Annotated in this window: 19 protein-coding genes; 11 read left to right on the top strand and 8 right to left on the bottom strand. The window is 67.3% G+C overall.

Going from position 1 to position 22,944, the window contains the following annotated elements:
- Positions 1-26: 26 nt before the first annotated feature.
- The 3 genes from OG975_RS41315 to OG975_RS41305 all read right to left on the bottom strand — a co-directional run bounded on the left by OG975_RS41315 (position 27) and on the right by OG975_RS41305 (position 4,353).
- A complete protein-coding gene (locus OG975_RS41315; RefSeq protein WP_406334724.1) occupies positions 27-1,487 on the bottom strand; it encodes a glycoside hydrolase family 76 protein in 1,461 nt (486 codons plus the stop codon).
- A 33-nt stretch (positions 1,488-1,520) separates the two neighbouring features.
- Positions 1,521-3,134 (bottom strand): glycoside hydrolase family 27 protein, encoded by a 1,614-nt coding sequence (locus OG975_RS41310; RefSeq protein ID WP_406334723.1) that lies wholly within the window; start codon positions 3,132-3,134, stop codon positions 1,521-1,523.
- Positions 3,135-3,363: 229 nt separating this feature from the next.
- Positions 3,364-4,353, bottom strand: a complete 990-nt coding sequence (locus tag OG975_RS41305; RefSeq protein WP_406334721.1) for a LacI family DNA-binding transcriptional regulator — start codon at positions 4,351-4,353, stop codon at positions 3,364-3,366.
- A 785-nt stretch (positions 4,354-5,138) separates the two neighbouring features.
- Here OG975_RS41305 and OG975_RS41300 point away from each other — a divergent pair.
- From OG975_RS41300 to cysS, 4 genes are all read left to right on the top strand, one after another.
- A complete protein-coding gene (locus OG975_RS41300) occupies positions 5,139-5,954 on the top strand; it encodes a hypothetical protein (protein WP_406334720.1) in 816 nt (271 codons plus the stop codon).
- Positions 5,955-6,000: 46 nt separating this feature from the next.
- Positions 6,001-6,645, top strand: a complete 645-nt coding sequence (locus tag OG975_RS41295) for a MarR family transcriptional regulator (RefSeq protein WP_406334718.1) — start codon at positions 6,001-6,003, stop codon at positions 6,643-6,645.
- Positions 6,642-6,860 (top strand): helix-turn-helix domain-containing protein, encoded by a 219-nt coding sequence (locus tag OG975_RS41290; RefSeq protein ID WP_406334717.1) that lies wholly within the window; start codon positions 6,642-6,644, stop codon positions 6,858-6,860. Before OG975_RS41295 ends, OG975_RS41290 begins: the two co-directional genes overlap by 4 nt.
- Before the next feature lie 242 nt (positions 6,861-7,102).
- The gene (gene cysS, locus OG975_RS41285) at positions 7,103-8,491 is read left to right on the top strand and encodes a cysteine--tRNA ligase (RefSeq protein WP_406334716.1); all 1,389 of its coding nucleotides are present in this window, start codon (positions 7,103-7,105) and stop codon (positions 8,489-8,491) included.
- Positions 8,492-8,938: 447 nt separating this feature from the next.
- On the opposite strand, the gene OG975_RS41280 is transcribed toward cysS, so the two are convergent.
- Genes OG975_RS41280 through OG975_RS41260 form a run of 5 tightly spaced genes read right to left on the bottom strand, consistent with a single transcriptional unit; the run spans position 8,939 to position 13,799 of the window.
- Positions 8,939-10,558 carry an AMP-binding protein gene (locus OG975_RS41280; protein WP_406336697.1) on the bottom strand — a complete coding sequence of 540 codons (1,620 nt, stop codon included), beginning with the start codon at positions 10,556-10,558 and terminating at the stop codon, positions 8,939-8,941.
- A gap of 41 nt (positions 10,559-10,599) precedes the next feature.
- Positions 10,600-11,493 (bottom strand): hypothetical protein, encoded by an 894-nt coding sequence (locus OG975_RS41275; protein WP_406334715.1) that lies wholly within the window; start codon positions 11,491-11,493, stop codon positions 10,600-10,602.
- A 13-nt stretch (positions 11,494-11,506) separates the two neighbouring features.
- Positions 11,507-11,782 carry an acyl carrier protein gene (locus OG975_RS41270; RefSeq protein ID WP_330308870.1) on the bottom strand — a complete coding sequence of 92 codons (276 nt, stop codon included), beginning with the start codon at positions 11,780-11,782 and terminating at the stop codon, positions 11,507-11,509.
- A 17-nt stretch (positions 11,783-11,799) separates the two neighbouring features.
- A complete protein-coding gene (locus OG975_RS41265; RefSeq protein ID WP_330308869.1) occupies positions 11,800-12,033 on the bottom strand; it encodes an acyl carrier protein in 234 nt (77 codons plus the stop codon).
- Positions 12,034-12,053: 20 nt separating this feature from the next.
- Positions 12,054-13,799, bottom strand: a complete 1,746-nt coding sequence (locus tag OG975_RS41260) for an AMP-binding protein (RefSeq protein WP_406334713.1) — start codon at positions 13,797-13,799, stop codon at positions 12,054-12,056.
- A 1,338-nt stretch (positions 13,800-15,137) separates the two neighbouring features.
- Here OG975_RS41260 and OG975_RS41255 point away from each other — a divergent pair.
- The 7 genes from OG975_RS41255 to OG975_RS41225 are packed head-to-tail and all read left to right on the top strand — an operon-like array spanning position 15,138 to position 22,929.
- Positions 15,138-16,130 (top strand): nucleotidyltransferase domain-containing protein, encoded by a 993-nt coding sequence (locus OG975_RS41255; protein WP_406334712.1) that lies wholly within the window; start codon positions 15,138-15,140, stop codon positions 16,128-16,130.
- Positions 16,131-16,143: 13 nt separating this feature from the next.
- The gene (locus OG975_RS41250; protein ID WP_330308866.1) at positions 16,144-16,710 is read left to right on the top strand and encodes a hypothetical protein; all 567 of its coding nucleotides are present in this window, start codon (positions 16,144-16,146) and stop codon (positions 16,708-16,710) included.
- A 19-nt stretch (positions 16,711-16,729) separates the two neighbouring features.
- Positions 16,730-18,427, top strand: a complete 1,698-nt coding sequence (locus OG975_RS41245; RefSeq protein ID WP_406334711.1) for a carbamoyltransferase N-terminal domain-containing protein — start codon at positions 16,730-16,732, stop codon at positions 18,425-18,427.
- An 8-nt stretch (positions 18,428-18,435) separates the two neighbouring features.
- Positions 18,436-19,725, top strand: a complete 1,290-nt coding sequence (locus tag OG975_RS41240) for a radical SAM protein (RefSeq protein ID WP_330308864.1) — start codon at positions 18,436-18,438, stop codon at positions 19,723-19,725.
- Positions 19,725-20,477: a nucleoside monophosphate kinase gene (locus tag OG975_RS41235; protein ID WP_330308863.1), complete on the top strand. Its 753-nt coding sequence runs from the start codon at positions 19,725-19,727 to the stop codon at positions 20,475-20,477. Before OG975_RS41240 ends, OG975_RS41235 begins: the two co-directional genes overlap by 1 nt.
- Positions 20,477-21,178 (top strand): hypothetical protein, encoded by a 702-nt coding sequence (locus OG975_RS41230; RefSeq protein ID WP_406334708.1) that lies wholly within the window; start codon positions 20,477-20,479, stop codon positions 21,176-21,178. The genes OG975_RS41235 and OG975_RS41230 overlap by 1 nt, the downstream gene beginning before the upstream one ends.
- A gap of 32 nt (positions 21,179-21,210) precedes the next feature.
- The gene (locus OG975_RS41225; protein ID WP_406334707.1) at positions 21,211-22,929 is read left to right on the top strand and encodes a ribose-phosphate pyrophosphokinase-like domain-containing protein; all 1,719 of its coding nucleotides are present in this window, start codon (positions 21,211-21,213) and stop codon (positions 22,927-22,929) included.
- Positions 22,930-22,944 lie beyond the last annotated feature (15 nt).

Genomic DNA, 22,944 nt, shown 5'->3' with positions numbered 1-22,944 from the left:
GGGCGGCTCCGGTCGGCGATGACCGGTCAGTTCGCCGCGTTCATCAGGTCGAGTGCGCTCTGCTGGCGGGCGGCGTCCGTCGAGTCGATCGGCCCGGCCCAGTGCAGTCCGTAGGCGTCGAGGGCGTTGCGGTCGTTGGCGTGGGCGGAGTCCGCCTGCCGTGTGAGGTACGAGGTGTAGGGGCGGTCGGACAGCCGGGCGTTGAAGGCGCTGAGCCCGCGGACGTAGGCGCCCTTGAAGGAGGGCCCGTCGCCCCCGCAGCCGTTCGTCTCGCACGGCTCGCGCAGGATTCCGCCGGAGTTCAGCGATGTGGAGGTGGTCGAGGCGTCACCGATCTGGCGGCCGGTGGTCAGCAGGGCCGGGTCCCCCGTCGCGCGGTACAGCTCGGACAGTCCGCCGAGGAGTACACCCTGGTTGTACGACCATGCCGTGGACCCGTTGTTGCCGCAGGTCGACAGGTCGACGCCGTCGTTGACCAGATGGGAGGCGTTGATCATGCCGGTGCCCTTGAACCACGACCACTCCGCGTTCGCCCGGCCGAGATAGACCGTGTCGCCGGAGATCCGGTTGTGCAGCGCCGCGTTCAGCTCCAGGTAGAGGGAATTGGCGATCGCGTTCTTGTACGTCTTCGCCGTGCTCCACCACACCCCGCCGCCGCACGTCGAGTCCCAGTACTGCGCCATGTGGTCGGCGTCGGCGCGGGCGGTGTTCAGGTAGCGGCTGTCGCCGGTCAGGTCGTACGCGGCGACCCAGGCGAGCCCCCACCACCCCGTGTCGTCGATGTAGTCGTTGCGGAACTGGCCGCCCTGGGCGCTCAGTTGGCGGTCGTAGGTGTTGGCGACGGCGTACTTGTAGCTGGGCATTCCGGTGACGCGGATGTTGTCGATGATCGCGGTCAGGGCGTTGGCGGAGTTCCACCAGCCGGTGGTGTCGAACAGGCCGGTGGAGTTGTTGTACGACTGCATCAGCGCGGTGGCCGCCGCGGTGGGCCTGCTGTACGCGTTCCAGGTGGTACGGGCCCATGCCGTGCAGGCGATCTCGGCCCGGTCCCCCGCCTTGCCGCAGGCGCGCAGCGCTCCGACTCCGTTGTTGTTCCAGTCGTCGACGTTGTACATCAGGGTGCGCCAACCCCTTTGCCCCGAAGGGATGGTGGTGTCGCCGAGCCTGCTGCCCGAGCTCCAGGTCCGGCCGCCGTCGAAGGAGCGGTCGAGCCAGACCTCGTCCCCCGGACTGCCGTTGGTGATCGAGGCCCAGCCCATCGCGTCGGTGTCGTCGAAGTGCAGGGTGAGGGTGCGGGCGTAGATGGTGGCGGTGACAGGCTGCCGGTCCCCCGGGGACAGGGCCGGGTCGCGGGCGTCGCAGTACTTGTTGCAGATCGTCGCCTCGGGGGCGGCGGTCGCGACGCCGGTGGTGACCGGGATCAGGAGGGCCAGGGCCGCGATCAGGCCGGTGCCGATTCTCGGGACGCGTCGTGCCGTTGAGTTCATGCCGGCTCCATGGACGTGGGGAGGTGAGGGCCGTCAGCCCAGGCGCCACTGCTGGTTGGCGCCGCCGTTGCAGGTCCACAGCTCGACCTGAGTGCCGTTGACGTTCCCGGCGGGCTTGTCGCCTCCGGTGACATCGAGGCAGAGCCCGGACTGGGTACCGGTGATGGTGCCGTTCCCGTTGAGGCGCCACTGTTGGTTCGTGCCGCCGTTGCAGGTCCAGAGCTGCACTTTCGTGCCGGAGGTGGTCCCGTTGTCGTAGGCGTCCAGGCATTGGGTGCCGCCGTAGAGCCGTAGTTCACCGGCGGCGGTGAGGGTCACGGCCTGGTTGGAGCCACCGCCGCAGTCCCAGATCTCGATCTTGGTGCCGGGGGTGGTCTGGGCGCCGTACGCGTCGAGGCAGCGGTTGGACGAGGCGCCGATCAGCGGATGCGTGGTCCCGGTACTGGTGCCGCTGCCGACGGACACCCGGTACATGACCGAGCCGTGCCCCGGAACGTTGGCCGCGATGCTGCCGCTCGTACTGCTGATCACGTGCGACCAGAGGTTGTTCACCCGGTACGAGGACGCCGCCGGGAGGCCCGCCGCGGAGGCCGAGGTGGTGATCGTGGCCGCGCTCGCGTTCTCGTTGAACAGGACCACCGACACGTCACCGTTCGCGAGGGGTTTGGTCAGGACGTGCAGACCGCCCGACGAGGAGATCTCGGTGCCCTGCTTGCCCAGGGAGTCCTGGTCGACGGCGATGACGTCCTTGTTGCCGTAGAGCGAGAGGGTGGCCGCCGAGGCACTGCGCAGGTCGTTCCCGGCGATCAGCGGCGCGGCCATCTCGGCCCACAGGCTGAAGTGGGAACGGTCCTCGGTGAACGACATGCCGTTGCCGACTTCGAGCATGTCGGGGTCGTTCCAGGCGCCGGGCTTGGCGTAGGCGGCGAGCTTCACGTTGGACTTGTAGATCGACACCACTGTGGAGAAGTTGACGTTGATGTCGCCGGTGGTTCGCCAGCTGTTGCCGACCCCCGCTCCCCAGGTCCACACACTCGCCAGGCCCCAGTTGCAGAGGCTGTAGACGATGGGACGCCCGGTGTTGGCGAGGGCGTCGCGCATGGCGGTGTACCGCTGCTGGTCGGGCACGTTCTGGTGGTTGCAGTTGTCGTACTTCAGGTAGTCCACGCCCCAGGAGGCGAAGCTGTCGGCGTCCGTCTGCTCGTGGCCGAGGCTGCCGGGGAAGCCCTGGCAGGTGGCGGTGCCGGCGCTCTCGTAGATGCCGAGCTTGAGACCCTTGGAGTGGATGTAGGCGGCGGTGCCGCTGATGCCGTCGGGGAACTTCGCGGGGTCGGGGACGAGTTGGCCGGCGGAGTTCCGGGCCGAGGCCATCCAGCAGTCGTCGATGTTGACGTACTGGTACCCCGCGTCCTTCAGACCGGAGGAGACGAGATAGTCGGCGGTCTGCTTGACCAGCGTCTCGCTGACGTCGCAGCCGAAGGCGTTCCAGTCGTTCCAGCCCATCGGGGGTGTCCGGGCCAGGCCGTTGTCGAGAGCGTGTGCGCGCGGGGCAGCGCTCATGAGGAGCAGGGGCGGGGCGAGAACGAGGAGCAGCACCATGGTGAGCGCTTCGCTCAGGGGTCTCAGCCGGTTCGAGGGGACGGTCATGTCTGTGTCTCCTGCTTCGCTGTGGGGGCCGGACGGACCCGGGCGTCCGGAGCTATGGAAACGTAACCATCGTGAAGGTCCCACCACCCGGATCGAACGTCAATGGTCCGTACCAAACCGGCTGTTGAGGGCAACCGCGTTGAACTACTGGGGCTGCACGGGCCGTTGATGCCACCGACGGGCAGTGGCAACGTTCCCATCCGGCGCTTTCGTCCGCTCTGCCGAGCCGCTACCCGGGAGCCATCTCCCCCGTGCCACGGGCGATCAACTGCGCCGGCAGCACGGTCCTGCGGAAGGGGGCGTCCGCACCGTTGATGCGGTCGATCAGCAGATGGGCGGCGCGGCGGCCGAGCTCCTCGGTGTCCGAGGTCACCACCGTGACCGGGGTGGGGAGCATGTCGGCGAGCTTGAAGTCGTCGAAGCCCACGACGGCGATACGGGCGTGCAGTTGCCGGCTCGCCCGCAGGACGCCCTCGGTGAGGAAACCCGTCGTCGAGAAGATCGCCGTCGGCGGGTGCGGAGAGGTGAGCAGGGCGTGGGTGGCGGCGGCGGCCTCCTCCGTGGTGCCGCGCCGCAGGGTGACCACCAGTGCTTCGTCGGCGTCGATGCCGCTCTGCCGCAGGGCCTTGCGGTATCCGCGCAGTCGGCGGCCGGTGGTGTAGTACGAGGGGGCGACGAGGATCGCAATCCGGCGGTGGCCGTGGTCGATGAGGTGCTGCGTCGCCATGCGTCCCCCGTCCTCGTTGTCGACAAGGACGACATCGGCCTCGGCGCCGGTGGCGGGCCGGTCCACAAAGACGATGGGCACCTGGTCGTGGCCGTTGACCTCCCGCAGAAAGGCGTGATCGCCCTGGTCGGGCACGATGATGAGCCCAGCCACTCGTCGCCCGATCAGCTCGCCCACGGCACGGCGTTCGACCTCCGGGTCCTCGTCGGCGGTGCTGAGGAGAACGGCGTAACCGGCGTGGGCCACCACCTCGACGGCCGCCTTCGCCAGGGACGCGTAGAACGGGTTGGTCAGGTCGCCGAGCAGCAGGCCGATGGTCATCGACGTCTGCCCGGGGCGCAGGGAACGCGCGATCTCGTTGCGCTGGTACCCGATCTCGCTGATCGCCGCGTTCACACGGTCGGCCGTCTCCTCACGGACGGTCCCGATGCCGTTGACGACGCGGGAGACGGTGACAAGGGCGACTCCGGCCCGCTCTGCGACATCGCGCATCGTCGGCCTGGTGCTCTGGCGCTGCGGGAGACGACTGCTCACGTGGGGTGGAGACCAACTTTCGTCACGCGTGCGGCCGCCTGAGAGGGTGCCGCGCGGGCCTGACCGGGCGAACGCGCTCAGGATACGTTTCCGGTCTCGTCGTACGCCCCGGTCGGCGGGCAGCTTCCCCGCCGACCGCGAGCGGCGGCGAACCGGAGCCGGGCACCCAACTGTTGCTCTTGTCCCCTCTGAACAGGCAATTCGCAAACACACTTCCGCGAGGCGGAAGCCTCCTTGCGGCCTTGTGAAGTCCTTTCCGACGATGTCGTCACCACCAGAGGCGGGAGCCAGCTCTCATGCCGCACATGACCTCCTTCGCCAAAAACCAGTGGTACAGCTAGCGCACCGTTCTGACCTGCGCTTGTGTGGGGGCGATGAGGCTGTGACCTGCTAGGACGGGTTGCAGAGACGAGCGGAGGCAGTCAGAGGAAAACACTCTGATTCGACCCCGGTTCGACCCGGGTCACTCAGAGGCAGTCAGAGGCAGCAGCCTCTGCAACTGGTCTCTGAGGGAACCGAGTTGACCGGTTCGGATCACGAGTGGGTGACTTTGGCGGTGCTCTGTTTCGACCTCGGTCGAGCTGCGATGGGGACGCCTGCCTCCGCTCGGGGCCAGGCTTACGAGGGCCTCCAGGACGGCCATCCTGGGGACCTTGCTGGCGCCGACGGAGGTCGGTTCCGGACACCACCCGTGGTTTTAGCGGGCCTGGGTGGCGTCCACGTCTTTGCGAGACGACCCCACCGTGCCAGACAGCACCCATCACGCCCTCTCCCGACCAAACGCATCCCCATTTCACGACGGCCTGAACCACGCCCAACTGCTGTCGGCCGCAACCGATCTCATTCTGCTCGGCGACCTCACCGGCCGCTACGCCACCGGCAGTTACAGCCGACTCTCCTCCGACGGGCGGACCGTGATCCTGCGCGGGGACCGCCAGGGCGCGGCCGAGCACGGCCACCGGATCACCGCGGCCATCGCCTGCCACGTCGCCCGCGCCGGCGGCAGCATCGACCAGCTGACGCAACTTCTGCTGCACCCTGAGCACGAAGGCGGACGGCACACCCGCAACATCGCGCTGCGCTCCGGGCAGACACGCGCCCTGGACTACATCCGCCGGGTCTGGAACAGCGCTTCCAAGACGATCAGCACCACCATCGCGCTGAACTCCCGGCACGACGCGTACGAGGTCCTACCATCACTGCGCGACCGGATCGAGACCACGCCCTGGCGTGGTGAGCGAGGACGGACCGCGCTGCGGGTGCTGCGGGCGCACCTGAACTTCGCCGAGATCGCGGGCGGCCCCCTGCACCACGCCAGTGAGCGGCAGACCGCGGAGGAAGCCGGAGTCTCCCGCACGACGCTGCGGGTCGTCTACGAGGCGATCCTGAAGCCGGGAGGGTGGTTGCGGCGTCTGCGGGTGGGTCATGGCCGGGAGGGCTCGACCTGGTACCTGGGCGACGGCAACATCGCGGGTCACGGTGACCCGGCTCTGCTGTCTCGTTTCCAGTCCACTCAGTTCCCCCCCCGACCCGGCACTTGGGGAGTGGACCACCTCTGAGACGGCCACGACGGCCGACATCGAGTCCACCGTCCTCAGCCGACTCATGGGCCACGACGCCTTCGCCCACCACGCCCTTGGCAGCGCCGCCCTCGTGATCATCAGCGCCCTGCATGTGCACCCCGACCAGACGGTCATTGAGCTCGTCGGCACTTCCTCGGTCTCTCGCGCCACCACCTACCGGACCCTGAAACGCCTCGCCGACCACGGCCTCGTCCAGCACACCGGGGAGACCTGGACCCTCGCACCGCGTGCGCTGGAGGGATTCGGCATCCGCCTCCCGGACGCCGACAACGGCCACACCGCAGCGCCGGCACAGGGCTGGGACAGGGTCGCCGAGCAACACGGCACCTGGGGCGTCGCGGCCCGGCGCAAGGCCCTGCACGCGGCCGAGCGGGCGGCCTACCAGGAGGCACTGGACCGGCTTGCGGAACACCGCAGCAGGGCTCTCGTGATCGTCCGCGACGGCCGTCAGGTCCTGGTACCCATGCCGCGCCCCGACGAGATCCCACCGCCGTTGCACGCCCCGGGCGGGCGGGTCCTCGACCCGGCCACAGGCCGTCCGGCCGCCGACTGGCGGGTCGCCACCGACGGCCGCCTGATCCTCATCACCACCGCCGACCAGCGCAGTTACGACGAGCTGGCCGCCGCCCATGCCGAAGCCCGCAGCGAATGGGAGTCCGCAGCGTGAACCCAACTCTTCGACCCACGGCCGATCACGAGCATCAGGTCACCGCACAAGCACTGCGGGAGCAGTACGAATCCGGTTCCACCGTGGACCAACTCGTGGCGAGCAGCGGCCTGTTGTACGGCACACTCCTCAACCGGCTGCACGAGGCCGGGACCGTGATGCGCACGTCGTGGCAAGCAGCGGTCGAACCACTCCGGCGCCACCACCGTCGTTGATCGTCTGAGGACTGCTGCAGATGGCCTGTCCGCGAACGCGATGGACGCGCCGGTGTCGGCTGCCGCGGGCTCTCGGACGCCCTCCGCGCGCTGGTGTCGGTGGCCGGCACTACCTCGGACGGCCTTGGCCGGTCGGCCGGTGGAGGGAGGTGCGATCGCAGCAGCGCTCGTGTACTGACGGAATGTACGGCGGAGTCGTGGGCAAGCATTGGGCACCCCTTCGCTCCCACTACCCTTGACCCGTGAGCATTCGCTTGTACGACACCTACGCCAGCCAGGTCCGTGATTTCGTCCCGATCACACCGGGCTGTGTCTCGATCTACCTATGCGGCGCGACCGTGCAGGCCCCGCCGCACATCGGGCACATCCGCTCCGGGCTGAACTTCGACATCATGCGTCGGTGGTTCGCCTACCGGGGCTACGACGTGACCTTCGTGCGGAACGTCACCGACATCGATGACAAGATCATCGCGAAGTCGCGGGAGACTGGGCTGCCCTGGTGGCAGATCGGCTACGCCAACGAGCGTGCGTTCAACGCCGGTTACTCCGCGCTGGGCTGCCTGCCGCCCACCGGCGAGCCAAGAGCTGCCGGGCACGTGACCGAGATGATCGAGATGATGCGAGACCTGATCGAGCGCGGCTTCGCCTACGAGTCCGAGGGCAACGTCTACTTCAGCGTCACCTCCTACCCGGACTACCTCGCGCTCTCGCACCAGCAGTTGGACAACCTGCTGCAGCCGGAGAGCGAGGGCGAGACCGGCAAGCGGGACCCGCGCGACTTCGCCATGTGGAAGGCGGCCAGGCCGGGGGAGCCGAGCTGGGAGACCCCGTGGGGCCGGGGCCGTCCCGGCTGGCACCTGGAGTGCTCGGCGATGGCGCACAAGTACCTCGGCCGGGCCTTCGACATCCACGGCGGCGGTCGGGAGTTGGTCTTCCCGCACCACGAGAACGAGATCGCCCAGTCCAAGGCGTTCGGAGACGACCTCGCCCAGTACTGGCTGCACAATGCCTGGGTCACCCTGCGCGGCGAGAAGATGAGCAAGTCGCTGGGCAACTCGGTGCTGGTGTCGGAGATGGTGCAGCGCTGGCGGCCGATCGTGCTCCGCTACTACCTGGGCACCCCGCACTACCGCTCGACGATCGAGTACAGCGAGGAGGCCCTGCGCGAGGCCGAGACCGGGTTCAACCGGATCGAGGGCTTCGTCCAGCGGGTCACCGAGCAGCACAGCACGGTCGAACCTGCGCCGCACGTGCCCCCGGCGTTCGCCGAGGCGATGGACGACGACTTCGGCGTGCCGCAGGCGCTGGCCGTCGTCCACACCGCCGTCCGGCAGGGCAACGCCGCGCTCGCGGCGGACGACAAGGAGAGCGTGGTCGCGCGCCTCGCGGAGGTCCGCGCGATGCTCGGAGTGCTCGGCCTCGACCCGCTGGACCCCCAGTGGGCCGGACCACAGCAGGGAGAGGACCTGAATGGCGTCGTCGACGCCTTGGTCCAGCTGGTGCTGGAGCAGCGCCAGGCCGCGCGGGAACGCAAGGACTACGTCACCTCGGACGCCATCCGGGATTTGCTGACGCAGGCAGGCATCACCATCGAGGACCGCGCCGACAGCTCCCGCTGGACCCTCAGCTGAGGTTGCTCGCCAGAACGTAAAGCGAAGCGGGACCGTACCGACGGCTGGCAACAGCCAGCGCAGGCCCCCCGGCTCCAAGAAGGGCCCGTCGGTTGGAACCGGCGCCCCGGCCGGAAGACGCTGGAGGGCAGGGGGCCGACGCCCCCGCCTCCGAGCGCAAGGGCCACAAGAAGAATCGGATGGCGAATGCAGCTGCCAGGCACTACCACCGCCGGGAACAAGTCCTGGGGCAACACGCGGCGCGGCGGCAGGGTCGGCTCCTGACTGGTCTACAGGCACAACTCGGTGGTCGAGGCGCTGCAGGGCGGCGTGCAGTCTCGGCGCTTCACGTGCAGCAGTTCAAAGTCTGCGGCGGCCGGGTTTGCCAAACCATCCCCAACCGAACCTGCGCGCCTTGACGGGGACATAGAGTCACCCCCGCCCGCTTCCGCCACCCCGCCGCGCTGGTCACCGCCAGTCGGCGGCCGAGGAATCGCGCTCGGCGAGCGCGCGGTAGTCCACCTTCCCGCTGCTGGTCAGAGGCAGGGACTCCTCGACACGCCACTCCCTCGGCGTGAACGCCGCAGGCATTCGGGCTGTCGCGAACCTCTGAAGATCACGCCAGGGAGCCGGTGACCCGAGGGTGCAATAGGCGACCAGTTGCGCGTGTCCGTCTTTCCGCACGGCGACGACCCCGCAGTCCTCCACGGCAGGGTGCTGCCTGAGCACCGCTTCCACATGATTGAGGTCCACGCTCACTCCTGCGATCTTCACGTGCCTGTCCGCGCGTCCCCTGCAGAAGACCGCCCCATGCTGGAACACCGCGACGTCGCCCGTCCGGTACAGCCTTCCAGGCTCGCCAGGACGACTGAACGGACTATGGAAGAACGGGTCACCCGCGGGCGCACCTCGGTATCCGGTGGACACGGCGACGCCACCGACGAATAGCTCCCCGAGCTCGCCCTCCCTGGCCGCCCTCCATGAGCCCTCCTCGCAGACGAGTAGGTGGAGGTCCACATTGGGTATCGGCCGACCAGCCGGAATCTCCCCCGCCGTGATGTCGGCGGGGACGACCCGGTGAAAGGCGACGTCGTCCGAGCATTCGGTCATTCCGTACGCGTTGATGAGCGAGACGTGGGGAAGGGTCTCGAGGGCGTGTGCGGCCAGAGCGGTCTCAAGGGGGCCGCCCGTGGAGATCAGAGATCTGAGCGCATCCAGCTGGCCGGTACTCGCCCGTCCGCTTCGCAGCTCCTGAAGGACTCCCCTCATGGCCGTCGGAATCAGCTCCAGGATGGTCACGCCCTGGGACTGGACGCGCGAGATCAGTCGGCGCGGGATCCTCACATCCAGCTCATCGACGATCGCGACCGATGCACCGACAAGCAACGCTGAAAGCATCTGCCACACCGAGATCACATGGCTCGGCGGGGCGGTGAAACCGACGACGTCGAGGGAGGTCAGTTTGAGCTCGTCGATGATCGCCAGCAGATGGTTCACCAGGCCCTGATGCTGAATCATCACGCCCTTGGGCGCCCCACTGCTGCCAGACGTGTGTATGACGTATCTCGTTTCGTGGAGATGCCCTTCGCGGACAACCCTGTCCGCCGCTCCCGGCGTCAGCGCTCCATGGTTCGAATCCCCCACGATCGGTACGTTGAGCTCGCGCAGCAGACGTGTCCAGCGTTCCGTCGACGAGTCGTCCATCCCGTGCAGGACGGCGGCAGCCGGTGCGGCATTGCCGATGACGTCGGCGGCGAAGAGATTCGGCCAGCTCGGATCGATCGGCACGTAGACCGCACCGATGTTCTCTGTGGCCAGCAGGAGGGCGATCGTGAGCACGCCGCGCGGGCCCACGACTGCGACGCTGTCCCCAAGCGCGCAGCCGGCGGCCCGCAGGGCCTGAGAACAGCGATTCACCGATCGCACGAGTTCGTCGTAGCTGGTCGTACGGCCGCCGTGTCGCACCGCCACGGCGTTCGGCTGCCGGTCCCGCTGCTCGGCGATGATGCGGCACAAGCCGACCGGGTCAGGGCCGCGCCTTGTTCCGCGAAGGGCACAGGGCGCTTCGGCGGGACCTTCCCGCTCCATGCCCGGAAGCTCCGAAAGCTCAGCTCCGCTTGGCACATGGCTCATCGGGTCACCAACGAAGGCGTGATCATGCTCCCGTTGTGCGTGGCCAACGGCTCCCGATAGCCGATGCACTCAAAGAGAACCCCCTTCGGGATCCTGCATGCCGGCCAGACGTCGGCGTCCAGGACCCCCCAGCGCGCCAGGGTGCTGATGAAGAACGGATCGATCATCCGGCGACCGCTTTCGAAGGGAACGCTGATCCAGGCGTGCGGCAGTGAAAAGGGTCTCGCCACAAACATCCCCGCCACGGGTCTGGCGTCGATACCCAAGGCCCGCGCCGAGTCGACCAGATGCGCCGTGGCAAGCACGCAGTCGGCAAGTCCGGTGGTGCGCGAGAACTCCCCGTCCGAGCCGAATCCGCGTGGTACGTGATAGAACTCCAATTCCCTCGCGACCTCGATCAACGGCAGCAGTCCGCTCGCCTCGGTCACGAATTCAGGCGGCCCGCAAGGAAGTTCAACCTCCACGCTGATCCGGCCGCTTGTGAGGCCGGTCGCCGGCCGGTCGGTCCGGTACCGCATCAGCGACGGCGCGAAGTGCACCTCGCACACGTGATCGCTGTCCAGATCGGGGCACCTCGCCGCCACCCTGACTGTGCGGACGACACGCTGGCCGATGTTGTCGCTCAGACAGTCCCCAAGAAATCTGAGCATCCTCAGCTGCGGAGAGGGAAGGCGGAGCTGGAGCGACAGGTTCACCAGGTCCCGATCATCGAACCTAGGCCCCGAACCCGAGACCTGATGCGGCAGGCCAAGATCCAACAGGTCGAGCAGGACGGATTCCGGGATCCGATGAGCGGTCCATGCGTCATCCGTGCTCCGGGTGAAAGCGCGGTATCGATCCGGGATCGTGAGCGCGCACTCGACAACGTGTTTGTGACTGGCTTCAGTCATGGGTTCGCTCCGCTCACGTTCGTAGCTGCCCGCCACTTCGCTCTCCCAGCGCCAGTTCGACGAACGCCCAAAGGTGACCGGGGGTTGTGAAGGTCTCCAACGTCATGTGCTCCTCGGGGAGCGTGACCTCGAACGCCTCCTCGAGCTGCAGCATCGTGGATACGATCTGGAGTGAGTCCATGCCCAGTTCGACGAGGTCGACATCCGGGCTCAACGGCTTTCCGGCCTCAGCCATCGGGCAGTTCGCCGTCACGATCTCTTCGAACCTGCGGTAGTTCTCGCCCGACATACCGCTTCCTGCGGCGTTCATTCCGCACCCAGGAGGGCGCTGACGGTCGCAGCGAATTCCTCAAGGCTTCCGGCTCCCACCAGCTCTCCCATATCGACCGGTTGACCGACCCAGTTCTCGATTTGCAGACAGAGTTCCAACGCCATCAGGGAGTCGCCACCGAGGTCGAAGAAGCTGTCCGCGGGAGTCACCGTCCGCTGGAACACCTCCTCGGCCATGGACACGACGCGATCAACGACCTGTTGCCTCATCCGATTCAGTCCTCACGTGTTCAACCAACGTTTGACGCCCGGTCAGGGGCTCCTGCTCCGCTGTACCGAGGTGAAGTCAGCAGGCCTTGCTCCAGGAGCGAGCGGCACCCTTCACGGCGGATCTTGCCGCTCGTCGTCACCGGCAGTGTCCCGGCCGGAAGCACTGCCACCTCACGGAGCGAGAGCCCGAAGTCTCTGCTGACGGTTCTGGTGATGCTTCGGGCGATCTCAGCGGCCGCTTCCTGGCGGAGAGTCGTGTGCTCTCTGGCGACCTCCGCGAGGACCACCGTCGAGGGAGACTCATGCGGCGCACCCGGCAGCGCGATGACGGCCGCTCGCCCTGGCCGCAGCCGGTCGTCCGCCGCCACCACCGCATCCTCGATCTCAGAGGGATAGAAGTTCTGTCCCCGAACCTGGAACCTGTCCCGGCTGCGTCCCAGCAGCACCAGCTCACCCCGCCAGCGAAAGCCCAAGTCACCAGTCCCGAGCCCCGTGTGCTCCGCGGCGCGGGACTGGGCAGCCCGGTCCGCGGCGACCTGAGGGCCGGCGATGTGGACCTCCCCGATCTGCCCGTCGCCGTCGAGAACGGAACCGGATTCGTCGCGGATGGTGACCTCCGTATCTCTGAGCGGGGGGCCGCAGGAGACCAGGGCAGTGGCCTGATCGCCGTCGTGCGCTGGAGCCGCTCGGCCGCTGCGCAGCGAGGTGGCCGAGAATTCGATGATCTTCGGCGGATCCTCCGGCCGACACGCGGTGACCGTCAACGTGGCCTCAGCGAGGCCGTACGAAGGCTTGAATGCACTGAACCGAAACCCGGCCGACGCGAACCTGTCGGTGAACGCGTGCAGGGTGGCGGGTCGGATCGGTTCCCCGGCGTTCCTGGCCACCCGCAGCGCACTGAGATCGTACGAGCTGACGTCTGTGACCTTACGAGCGCAGAGGGCGTATCCAAAGTCGGGCGCGGAGGTGTGCGTCGCACGCCAGTCCGTGAGGGCCGCCGGCCATATGTGGGGTTCCCTGACGAAGTGGAACGCGTCCAGGAGCACGGAGGTGTAGTCCGACCACAGCGGACGAAGGACGCTGGTGACCAGTCCCATGTCGTGGTACAGCGGGACCCAGTTCACTGAGACGCTGTCGTGTGTTTCGCCGAATGCCTCGGCAGCCTGCCGCAGTTGGGCGAGCACGTTCTCCTGGGAGATGACGATCGGCTTGGGGACGGAAACGGAGCCAGAGGTGTACTGCTCGTAGCAGGAGGGATGCACCCGAAAGGCCGCCGGGTCGATCCCCTGGCTGGTCGCTGCCTGCCCGATCGGAAGGATGGTGACATCGCACTGGTCCAGCGCCTCTCGAAGAGCACCTGTCCGATCGTCATCGGCAATGACGAACGCTGGTCGTGACGCCTTCACGATGTTCACCAGCCGGGCTTTGTGCCCTGGGCGCGCGTCCACACGCGTGGGCCCGGGAACCGGAACCGCACCGATCAGGGCTACGGCGAAGAACGCGGTGACGAACTCCAGGGGATCCGCGAGGGTGAGAACAATCGCATGTGCCTCCCTGCCTTGCGGAGGATCGCCCGTCTCCTGCGCCAGCCATGTCGCCATTGCACCGGCCCGTTCGTACAGCTGGTTGTATGCGAGCCGCCGAGTCCCGGTCGCGGTCACCGAGACATAGGCGCCTTCGGCTGACTGTCGTGCCTTGAGCAGTTCTGCGAGATTCGCAGGGGCAGCACCTAACAAAGTCCTAACTCCCCGTCCGGTCAGCGGCATACGGCTGGGATCAGGCCTCCCGCCTTCCCGCCCAAGGCAGGTAGGAGCGCGAGACCGGGTCACATGGTCAGAAGGTTCGACAACGAGGCTCAAGCCAGCTATCTCCGATGGTGGTACGCAAACGCCAGCAGCCCAACGCGCAGAAGGGCGGCGCACCACCGGAGAGGTGACCGCCTGCCACTTCCCCGTCAACGGGGGTGCGGTTGCGACCTGGAGGCACCAGCACCGCGGGTCGTGGACAGCGGCCGGCTGCATCAGCAGCAGTCGCAACGAAGGTGGTGCGGGACGAAGATCCTCCGCCCACGATTCGGTCCTCCGATTTTACTGGAACTGCCGACGAAGCGTCAATACACCTTATGGCATAAGGCACTACCCGGTCGGCGTTATCCCGAAACTCTGTCCGGATTCTTCACGCGATGCCAACGTACACGCATTGTGAGACGCCCTCTGTTCGGAGGGCCGACCAGCCGGCCTTACGCCGTGGCCGCCGTGTGACCGGGTCACCGTCTGCGACTGCCGCGCCAATCCGGATAAATCGTGATCACCTTGCCGCGCTCGATAGAGAAGTCCCGGGTCATGGCCTTGGTTTAACACTGGAGCTAACCGGAGTACCTGATTCCGTTTGGAAACGGAAACTTAATGCAGAGCGTTGCAAAGATCCTTTCAGGTGTCTTGACGTGTCCCCGCCGTGAGCGGCAACGTACTTTCTGATCAAGCCGCTTCCCTGAGCGGTCGGTCTAGTGCGATCCGTGCACGAGGTCTGCCCTTGTAAGGAATCGGCGCTTATGATGCGGCCGAACCCGTATTTCCGTTCTTTCATTGGGATGCGCCTCGCTCTGGCGGACGAACCAGAGTCATTCGGCGTATAGGAACAGATGGGAGAGTTCGATTCCGTCCCACTACGTACGCTTCTCCGGCACCCGAACCGGTGATGCGGCTCTCGCCTTGGGCCAGCAATGCCTCGGCACCACGCAGGATCGGACGGAAGTTCTTCCTCCGGGCCCAGAGGTCTCCCGCCATGGTGGTGATGTCCCTGCGCGTGAAAACAGCGGTGCTGACGCCTCGCGATGTCGTCACTTTCATGCAAGACATAGCGGAATTGGCCGTGCAGACCTTGGCCGAACACGCCGGAGCTAAGTCCTGATTCCTCGCCGCACGGCTTGAGGGCGGCCGAATCGATGCGCCGCACACGCACGTCGACATTGGGGAGCCCGCGCTGCCACCTGGTCGGCGCGCGCGGCCACGGCGTCAACCCATAACCGCTGCGCTGCGCACCGCGCCCGCAACGAAAGACAGAGAGGCCGGCGAACGTTGGCGAGTCCGGAAATGACAACTACGGTGACCGAGAACCATTTCCCACCGGAAATCAAAGCCGAGATATCGCGAATCTGCTCCGGTCTCCCCAGCGGTGCCTCGTGCATCGCGACCGGTTCCATCGTGGAGGGATTCGGGAACAAGAACTCTGACATAGACCTCTACGCCGTCCTCGATGAGGAGGTCCGGGGACAGAGCACCGCGATCGGAATTCGCAAGTCCCGCTACGTGGACTGCGAGTTCATGACGCTGGGCGCGCTCGCCCGCCTCAGCTCCCATGTCGTCGAGTTCTCCTGGGGTGCGGTCGGCGATCGGAAGCTCGCCGACTACGACCGCTACTACCGCCTCTCCATCGGCCTGCCGGTCCTGGTCAGCGAGCCGGCGGCTGAGGTACTGGCGCTCTTTCGCGTCGAAACGGCCAGGGAGCAGTTCGCCCGGTGGGCCCGCTTTCGAGCGTTCGAGCACCTGGCACGTGCCGCCACCGCCCTCGCCTGCCGCCAGGACGAACAGGCAGGGTTCCTCCTCCGCGCTGGTAGTGCCTGGATCTCCACAAGCACCCTGGCCGACGAGGGCGAAGGCTATCCGTCCCTGAAATGGCTCGGCGAGAAGGCGGCGCGCCGACACGGACGGGGATCCAAGGCGTTCCACGAACTGGTGGACGACTGGATACGCCCGAGCGGCTCGTCGGCCGATCGGCTAGCACGGCTGCGCGATCGCGTCGATCTACCCCCGGAAGCGCTGCGGGCGGTCACCGAAAAGTCCGGAGTCCTGGGCGACGGTGTCGCCTACCGAGGCGGCTCCGATGTCAACTTCCTGATCGGCCCCAGGCGCAGGATCATCCGAACCGATCACCTGACATCTCTGCTTTGCGAGCGGCTGGGTGCAGGGATCAGCTGGGGCGAAGCCACGGACGACATCGCCGCAGCCCTGTCCGTACCCGGCAGTGAGGTCGCCGCCGCTCTCTGGTCGCAGACGTCGAACCTGCGCTCCAACGGCTTCATTCAGCAGACATGCTGAGGATTGGAGTTTCGTGAACTCTGAAACGAAGGACCTCGTCGCTTGGCTCCGTGAGCTGCAGCAAGAGACAGACGTACGGCGCGAGATCATGTCCCTCCAATTCGATATCGAAGGAGCCATCGATTCCGCCCAGATCGAATTGGCGTGGTGCTCGCTGCAGGACATGATCGTCTCGAGCCTGGAGCTCTACCTGCGACGCGCCGGTATTCAGCCGGTCGCGGCGGGTGACCAGCCTGAGCGGTCAGGGCTGCTCCTGCGGCACCTGCGGCGCATCAGCCAGGCGAACGCGGCAACGGCACTGGCATTGCTCGAAAAGCCTGCGCCCACCGAAGTGCCGGACCTCCTGGCGCAGATCGAAATGGTCCGGCTGTTCCTTTACGGGGAGCTTGGGATCGAGCTCGCGGCATCGCGGGAGAGCGCCACTCGCTCATGGGCCGACAGCGTCCTTTCACTGCGTCGAACTGCCGGAGAAATCGGACTCGCGCAAGGCGACGGATGGTACCTGTCCAGCGCCGATTCGGCAGATCATACCGGCTGGTACGACGAGGTCATGGAAGCCCTGAGTAAAGCGGACAACTGAACAGAACTCAGGAGGACCCTTGATAATCTGCGGAGTAAAGATCACCCACGACGGTGGCGTGGCGCTCATCGACAATGGTCGCCTCGTGTTCAGCATCGAGATGGAGAAGATCGGGAACAACCCCAGGCACCAGCGCGTCGACGATCTCGACGTAGTGACTTCGCTGCTCGGCCAGTACGGATACACGCTGGGTCAGGTCGACCGGTTCGTGCTGGACGGTTGGCGGAAGACCCCCCGGACAAGGATGTGGGGAGGTCAGGAGGTCAGCATCGACCTGGGCCCCTATCGGCGCGGAATTCTGGACGACGACCTGCTGCGGCCCTACCACTTCCGCCTGATGGATCTGGAGTACACCAGTTACGCCCACTACGCGGGCCATATGGCGTCGGCCTACTGCTCCAGTCCGTTTGCCGCCTCCCGGGAGGCCTCCTACGTGCTGTGCTGGGACGGGGCGATGTTCCCGTTCCTCTACTACTACGACCCGGTCACTGGAAAGGCCGAGAATCTGGGCCCGCTGTTTCACCTGCTGGGCGACACATACCATTCTCTCTCGCGGCTTTTCCCGCCATTCGAGCAGGGCTTCGAGTCGACGCAGACAGCCTCGGGAACACTGCCGGGAAAGATCATGGCTTATGTCGCGCACGGGAGCCCGGTGGAGAAGGTCGTGGACACGCTCGAGGAGCTGTACCAGGCGGCCGAGTACGCGGTCTTGGGTCCTGGCCCGCTTACCGACGACCAAATCGGCGAGGGCGTGGGGCGGCGCATTCTGGAGCTGATGTGCGACGGCCTCCCACGCGAACTCGCCGCTCCGGACGACATGCTGGCCTCGATCCATGCATTCCTGGGCCAGAAGCTCGTCGCTCGGCTCACAGGTCGAATCCGGCAGGACGGAAGCCGCTCGGCGAACCTGTGCCTCGTCGGGGGCTGCGCGCTCAACATCAAATGGAACCGTGACATCCGGGCCTCGGAAGTCGTTCAGGAGGTCTGGATCCCGCCGTTCCCCAACGACGCCGGCAGTGCCCTCGGCGCCGCCTGCTGTGAGCTGCTGCGTAGCGGCGAGGGGCAAGCGCTCGACTGGTCCGTGTTCGCCGGCCCCGCCCTGGTGGATTCTGGGATCCCGGTCGGCTGGGAGGCGCAGCCGTGCTCCCCTGCCGAGTTGGCCGAGTACCTTCACCGGCTCGGCGATCCGGTCCTGGTGCTCCATGGCCGGGCCGAACTCGGTCCCCGGGCCCTGGGCCACCGCAGCATCCTCGCCCCCGCCGTGGCAGCGGACATGAAGGGGCGCCTCAACCAGCTCAAGGGTCGTGAGGGGTACCGGCCGGTGGCGCCGATCTGCCTGGAGGCGAGTGCCGAGCAGGTCTTCGAGCCGGGGACGCCGGACCCGTACATGCTGTTCGACCACGATGTGCGCCCGCAGTGGCGCGACCGGGTGCCCGCAGTGTGTCACCTGGACGGCACTGCCCGGCTGCAGACCGTCAACAGCACCGATGACCCGGTGGTCTTCGAGATCCTCACCGAGTACCACCGGATCAGCTCGATCCCTCTGCTCTGCAACACCAGCGCGAACCTCAGCGGACGAGGCTTCTTCCCCGACCTGCGCAGCGCCATGGAGTGGGGGCGCATCCCGGCCGTCTGGTCCGAAGGGGTGATGTACCGCAGGGCGAGCGGCAGTCAGACAGCTCCGCGTAGCAACAATCCCCGATCTGAAGACAGGTAGCAGTCGCGATGCAGCAAGTCAGCTTTACCAACCGCAAGCCCACCGACGACGCACGGGCCGCGCAGTTCCGGCAGGCGCGTGACCTGGTCCTGGGCTCGCTGGGCGCCTACCGGATCGACGAGCCGCGTACGGCTTCCACCGCCTATGTCTGGCCGACGGCGATCTGCCCGGTGGGCTGCGGCCACTGCAACTTCGCCGCGCCGCCGAACGTCCGGGATCTGGCCCGGCCGCGCATCACCCGTTTCGGGGATGAGCTGTTAGCGATGCTGCGGGACTCGCAGGTGTGGAAGGCCGTTCTGTCAGGGGGCGGCGAGCCCATGATGGAGCCTGAGTTCTGCAAGCGTTTCATCGCGGAGGTCTCTTCCTCCGCGCTGGAGGAGATCGAGCTCATCACCAGTGCCCACTTCGCCGGTGACCTTGAGGCCGCCCGCGACACGGTGGCTGAGCTCGCGGCCGCGTGGCGGGGCCGCACCCCAGCTCCCCAACCCGTCTCTTTCACCGTGCGGATCAGTGTCGACTGGTTTCACGCCGCGCGCATAGGCCTTGAGCCGGCCGCGAACCTCATCACGGTCCTCTCCGGCGACGAATACCAGGACATCGGCTTCTACGTCCGTTCGGTGCTGCTCGACGGCGATCGGACCATGAGCGACCTGGCAGCGCTCCTGGGCGGCGAGCTCAGTGAGATCGAGGACTACCAGCAGACCATCCGCCTGCCGGACGGAAGGGACATCCTCATCTACTACAAGAACCTCATCCTGGACGGCCGAATCACCAAGCGGAAGCTTGACCGGCTTCCGGTGGGGATGCCGGACGAATCGCGGTCCGAGGAGTTCGGGAAGCGCTTCGCTACCGCTGCCGGGGGGCACATCCCGGCACGCACCTACAACGGTCCGGTGGTGCGCCAACTGGACGGCCTGGCCATGATCTTCGAGGACGACGGGGCTGTGAAGATCCTCGAAGGAAACGCTCCCGACCGGATCCGCCGCCTGGGCGATCTGTCCTCGTGGGCCGCGGTCATGGACCACTACTACGCGGACCCGATCACGGTCTTCCTCGTTCAGGAGGGACCCGACGCCCTCGCTCAGCTCGTCAGCGAACGCTATCCGGACGCCGTGTCCGTGGGCTCTGAGCACAACGAGCTGTACCACCTGGCCAGTCGGATCCTGGAAACCCCGGAGCGGGCGCTGTACGCGACCTTGCGCGTGCTCGACCAGCACCTCGCCTCTGGTCTGGTGAACGCGGACCCCGACGTGCTCGCGAAGGCCTGGGAACTCCTCCAAGAGACGGCACAGACCTGATGACGACCCCGTACACGACGACGCACCCCCTGGACGGCCCGTCAGCCGTGCCCCGCCGAGTGGCGTACGTTCTGACCGGCGTACCGGGCGCGGGCAAGACAAGTGCCGTCAACAGCCTCCTTGACCGCCACCCCCGACTCGCGCACTTCGGCGTCAAGAGCCAGGCACTGGCCCTGATCGCCGAGGGGCACCCCGAGGTGGTGGCGATGAGGCACCCGTTCGAGACCGGGGAACTCGCGGAGGATGCCGAGGTCCGGCGGCTGCTGGAGATCTCACTGCAGCGGCTGTCAGCCGGGCAGCGGCAGATCATCATCGAGGGATACCCGCGCAGCCCCCAGCAGTTCCACGACCTCGACGCCGTGTTGAAGGCGAGTTCCATCACGCTCGGCGGACTGATCGAGGTCGAGATCTCCGACGAACTGTCCCGTCTTCGGACCGCGACTCGTACCGCCTGCGAGGCATGCGGCCGCCCCTCCCCTCCCGTCCCCCACGGTGAGCTGTGCGGTGCGTGCGGGGCCACGATGCGCCGCCGTGCCGACGATGACGATCTGAGAGCCGGTATCCGGCTGCGCGACCACCGACTGTGCCAGGAGTCCATCCACGAGCTGTTCGAGCGCGACTCGGAGCTCTTCCGACTCGACGGCACTCGTGCGCCCGAGGCCATCGCGGACCAGATCGCCTCAGTCCTCGGCCTTCCGCCTGGTCCCGACACCGGTGTTGGCCCGGCGGGGCCAGAGAGCGAGGCGTGCTGATGGCGACGCGTCAGGTGGATGCCCTCTCACCGTTTGCCGGCCTGGAGTCACTGGCCTGGGGCGATCTGGACCAGGTGCGGGAGCGGTCCGACACGCTGTTCGATGCGCTCGTGCAGGACGACTGCCAACCCCTCCGGAAGCTGCTGGCCGCCCTGGCGGACACCCCAGGACTGCCCGAACTGTCCGGGCGGGTCGACTCCATGCGCAAACTGGTCGTCTGGCGGTCCCCGGCCGACGCGGTCAGGCTGCGGTTACACCTGTTCACCCCGGGCTACCAGGACCGCCCGCATGACCACCGCTTCGCCTTCGCGACCCGGATCCTCAGCGGCGCCTACGTCCACCGCGGCTACCGGCGGACCGTTCTGGACCCCGACGCCTCGTCGGCCGAGCGCACTGCCGAGAGCATCCGGGTCGAGCAGGAGGGAAGCGGCTACGTCATGGGGCCGGACGCGGTGCACTCACTCACCGCTTGCCGACCGACACTCACGTTGATGCTCCGTGGGCCGATCGTCAAAAGGAGCGCGACCATCGTCGAACAGGCCACCGGCGAGCGCTTCCAGCTACGCGGCGCGGCGGACGCGTCGTCGGCGCAGTCCGGCGACGGTCGGCTGGAGCCTGTCGAACTGCTGGCGACGGTGGCCGAGATGTCTGCGGCTCTGCCGGGCAGCGGACGCCCGGGATCCCGGGGCGCGGCCTCGTGAGCCCTCGTGGCCTCCCCCTTCCCGATGTGATCGTGGCTACCTGCTCGTCCTTCGAGTCGGCCTTTCCGGAAGCGGCTGAGCTGATCGTCGAGCGCCTGCGCGGCTCGGTCGGCAATGTCCGGCTTCAGCGGAGCATCGACGGGGTCTTCCCCGACGGCGAGCTCTGTGTGGACCTCGCTGACGATCCGACCGGTTGTCATGTTCTGCTGCTGCAGTGCGCCACGAACTTCGGCGCCGATCCCAGCAGGGAGATGATGGCGCTCCTGGCGGCGGCCCGCTCCTACCGGGACCACGGCGCGGCCTACGTGGCCGCCTTCCTGCCGCACCTCGCCTACTCCCGGCAGGATCGGCACGTCCCCACGCAACGAAGGCCGCTGATGGCAGCGCTGGTGTCGGATCTGGCGGGTGCGGCGGGGATCGAGGACGTGATCACCCTGAGGTCCGGGAACGCGGCGCTGCTGGACGCCTCGTTCGCCGGGGCACGGCTGACTTTCCTCCCGGTGGACGGCCTGGTGGACGATCTGCTGCGGCCGCTCGTGGGCGACGGCGCCATCCTGGTGGCGCCGGACGCAGGCATCGAACCTGCGGTCAGTGCTCTGGCCAGGGCACACGGGGTGCCCGTGGTCGCGGCGGTCAAGAAACGCCTGGGCCCGGAGCATGTCTCCCTCGCGCTCTCCGACTCTACGGCGCTGGACACGGCGCGCACGGCGATCATCGTCGACGACCTCATCACCAGCGCCGGCACGCTGATGGCGACCGCGCAGGCAGTGCACGAGCGGTGCGAGAACGTGGCGGTGCACGCGGTCTCGACGCACCTGCGTCCCACCGTGTTCGGCAGCAAGCGGCTGCAGAAGTTGCTGTCTGGAGGGGATCTGCGCAGCTTGCGCGCCTCCGACGCCGCCGGGTCCAAACCGGAACTCGACAACCTGGCCGTGCTGCCCGCCCTGCCCTATGTCTTGGCCGACCTGGTGGACGCGTTTCTGCGGCTCGGCCGCCGGAACGCGCCGTCACCCCCCGCCGTAGCGGCCGGGGCCACGACTGCGACGGTCAGCCTGCTCGTCCCCCGCCCCACGCCCGTCCCCGTGCCACGACCAACCCTGTCCGCTTCGGTCATCTGCATGAACCTGGCAGATCTGCGCGCCCAGGTGCCGCAACTGGAGGACGCGGGCGTGCTACGCCTGCATGTCGACATCGCAGACCCGGGCTTCGGCGGGGAGTTCGGCCTTCCGGTACAGATCATCAGTGATCTGCGATCGGTGTCGGCCCTGCCGCTGGACGTGCACATCATGTACGCGAAGCCGGAGCGCCTGCTCAGGCATCCGGTGCTCCGCATGGCCGATCAGATCTCGGTCCACCAGCGGAGCGTCGACCGGGGCAGGCTGGCTGAGTTCCAGCGGGCGCTCCCGGACGGCGTGTCCCTGGGGCTGGTGATCAACGCAGACGAGCCGATCGACCAGGAATTGGTCGAACTGCTCGGCGTGAAAACCGTCACCGTGATGTCGGTCGTTCCCGGCGGCGCCGGTCGGCCCTTCCAGGAGGCCGCGCTGGATGGGATCGCCCACGCGAGGCGACTGCGCGACCGCGGGATCCTGTCCGCGGTCGAGGCAGACGGTGCCGTGGACCAGGACACGGCCCCTCGGCTGGTGTCCGCCGGGGCGGACCGCCTGGTGATCGGCAGTCGGATGCTGCCCGGTCGCGAAGTCTCGCTTCCACGCATCCGAGCTCTCCACGACTCATTCGACAAGCGCTGACCAGGCGCTGACACT

This window comes from Streptomyces sp. NBC_00203 (genome assembly GCF_045206325.1).
Lineage (GTDB): Bacteria > Actinomycetota > Actinomycetes > Streptomycetales > Streptomycetaceae > Streptomyces > Streptomyces lutosisoli.
This window is presented reverse-complemented; position numbering and strand designations above follow the sequence as displayed.

Excerpts from the sequence above, each read along its gene's own strand:
- OG975_RS41305 (WP_406334721.1), bottom strand. The coding sequence starts at position 4,353 with ATGCGCGATGTCGCAGAGCGGGCCGGAGTCGCCCTTGTCACCGTCTCC.
- OG975_RS41270 (WP_330308870.1), bottom strand. The coding sequence starts at position 11,782 with ATGTCGGGCGAGAACTACCGCAGGTTCGAAGAGATCGTGACGGCGAAC.
- OG975_RS41315 (WP_406334724.1), bottom strand. The coding sequence starts at position 1,487 with ATGAACTCAACGGCACGACGCGTCCCGAGAATCGGCACCGGCCTGATC.
- OG975_RS41230 (WP_406334708.1), top strand. The coding sequence starts at position 20,477 with ATGGCGACGCGTCAGGTGGATGCCCTCTCACCGTTTGCCGGCCTGGAG.
- OG975_RS41295 (WP_406334718.1), top strand. The coding sequence starts at position 6,001 with ATGGGCCACGACGCCTTCGCCCACCACGCCCTTGGCAGCGCCGCCCTC.
- OG975_RS41265 (WP_330308869.1), bottom strand. The coding sequence starts at position 12,033 with ATGAGGCAACAGGTCGTTGATCGCGTCGTGTCCATGGCCGAGGAGGTG.
- OG975_RS41310 (WP_406334723.1), bottom strand. The coding sequence starts at position 3,134 with ATGACCGTCCCCTCGAACCGGCTGAGACCCCTGAGCGAAGCGCTCACC.
- OG975_RS41235 (WP_330308863.1), top strand. The coding sequence starts at position 19,725 with ATGACGACCCCGTACACGACGACGCACCCCCTGGACGGCCCGTCAGCC.
- OG975_RS41240 (WP_330308864.1), top strand. The coding sequence starts at position 18,436 with ATGCAGCAAGTCAGCTTTACCAACCGCAAGCCCACCGACGACGCACGG.
- OG975_RS41275 (WP_406334715.1), bottom strand. The coding sequence starts at position 11,493 with ATGACTGAAGCCAGTCACAAACACGTTGTCGAGTGCGCGCTCACGATC.
- OG975_RS41280 (WP_406336697.1), bottom strand. The coding sequence starts at position 10,558 with ATGGAGCGGGAAGGTCCCGCCGAAGCGCCCTGTGCCCTTCGCGGAACA.
- OG975_RS41260 (WP_406334713.1), bottom strand. The coding sequence starts at position 13,799 with ATGCCGCTGACCGGACGGGGAGTTAGGACTTTGTTAGGTGCTGCCCCT.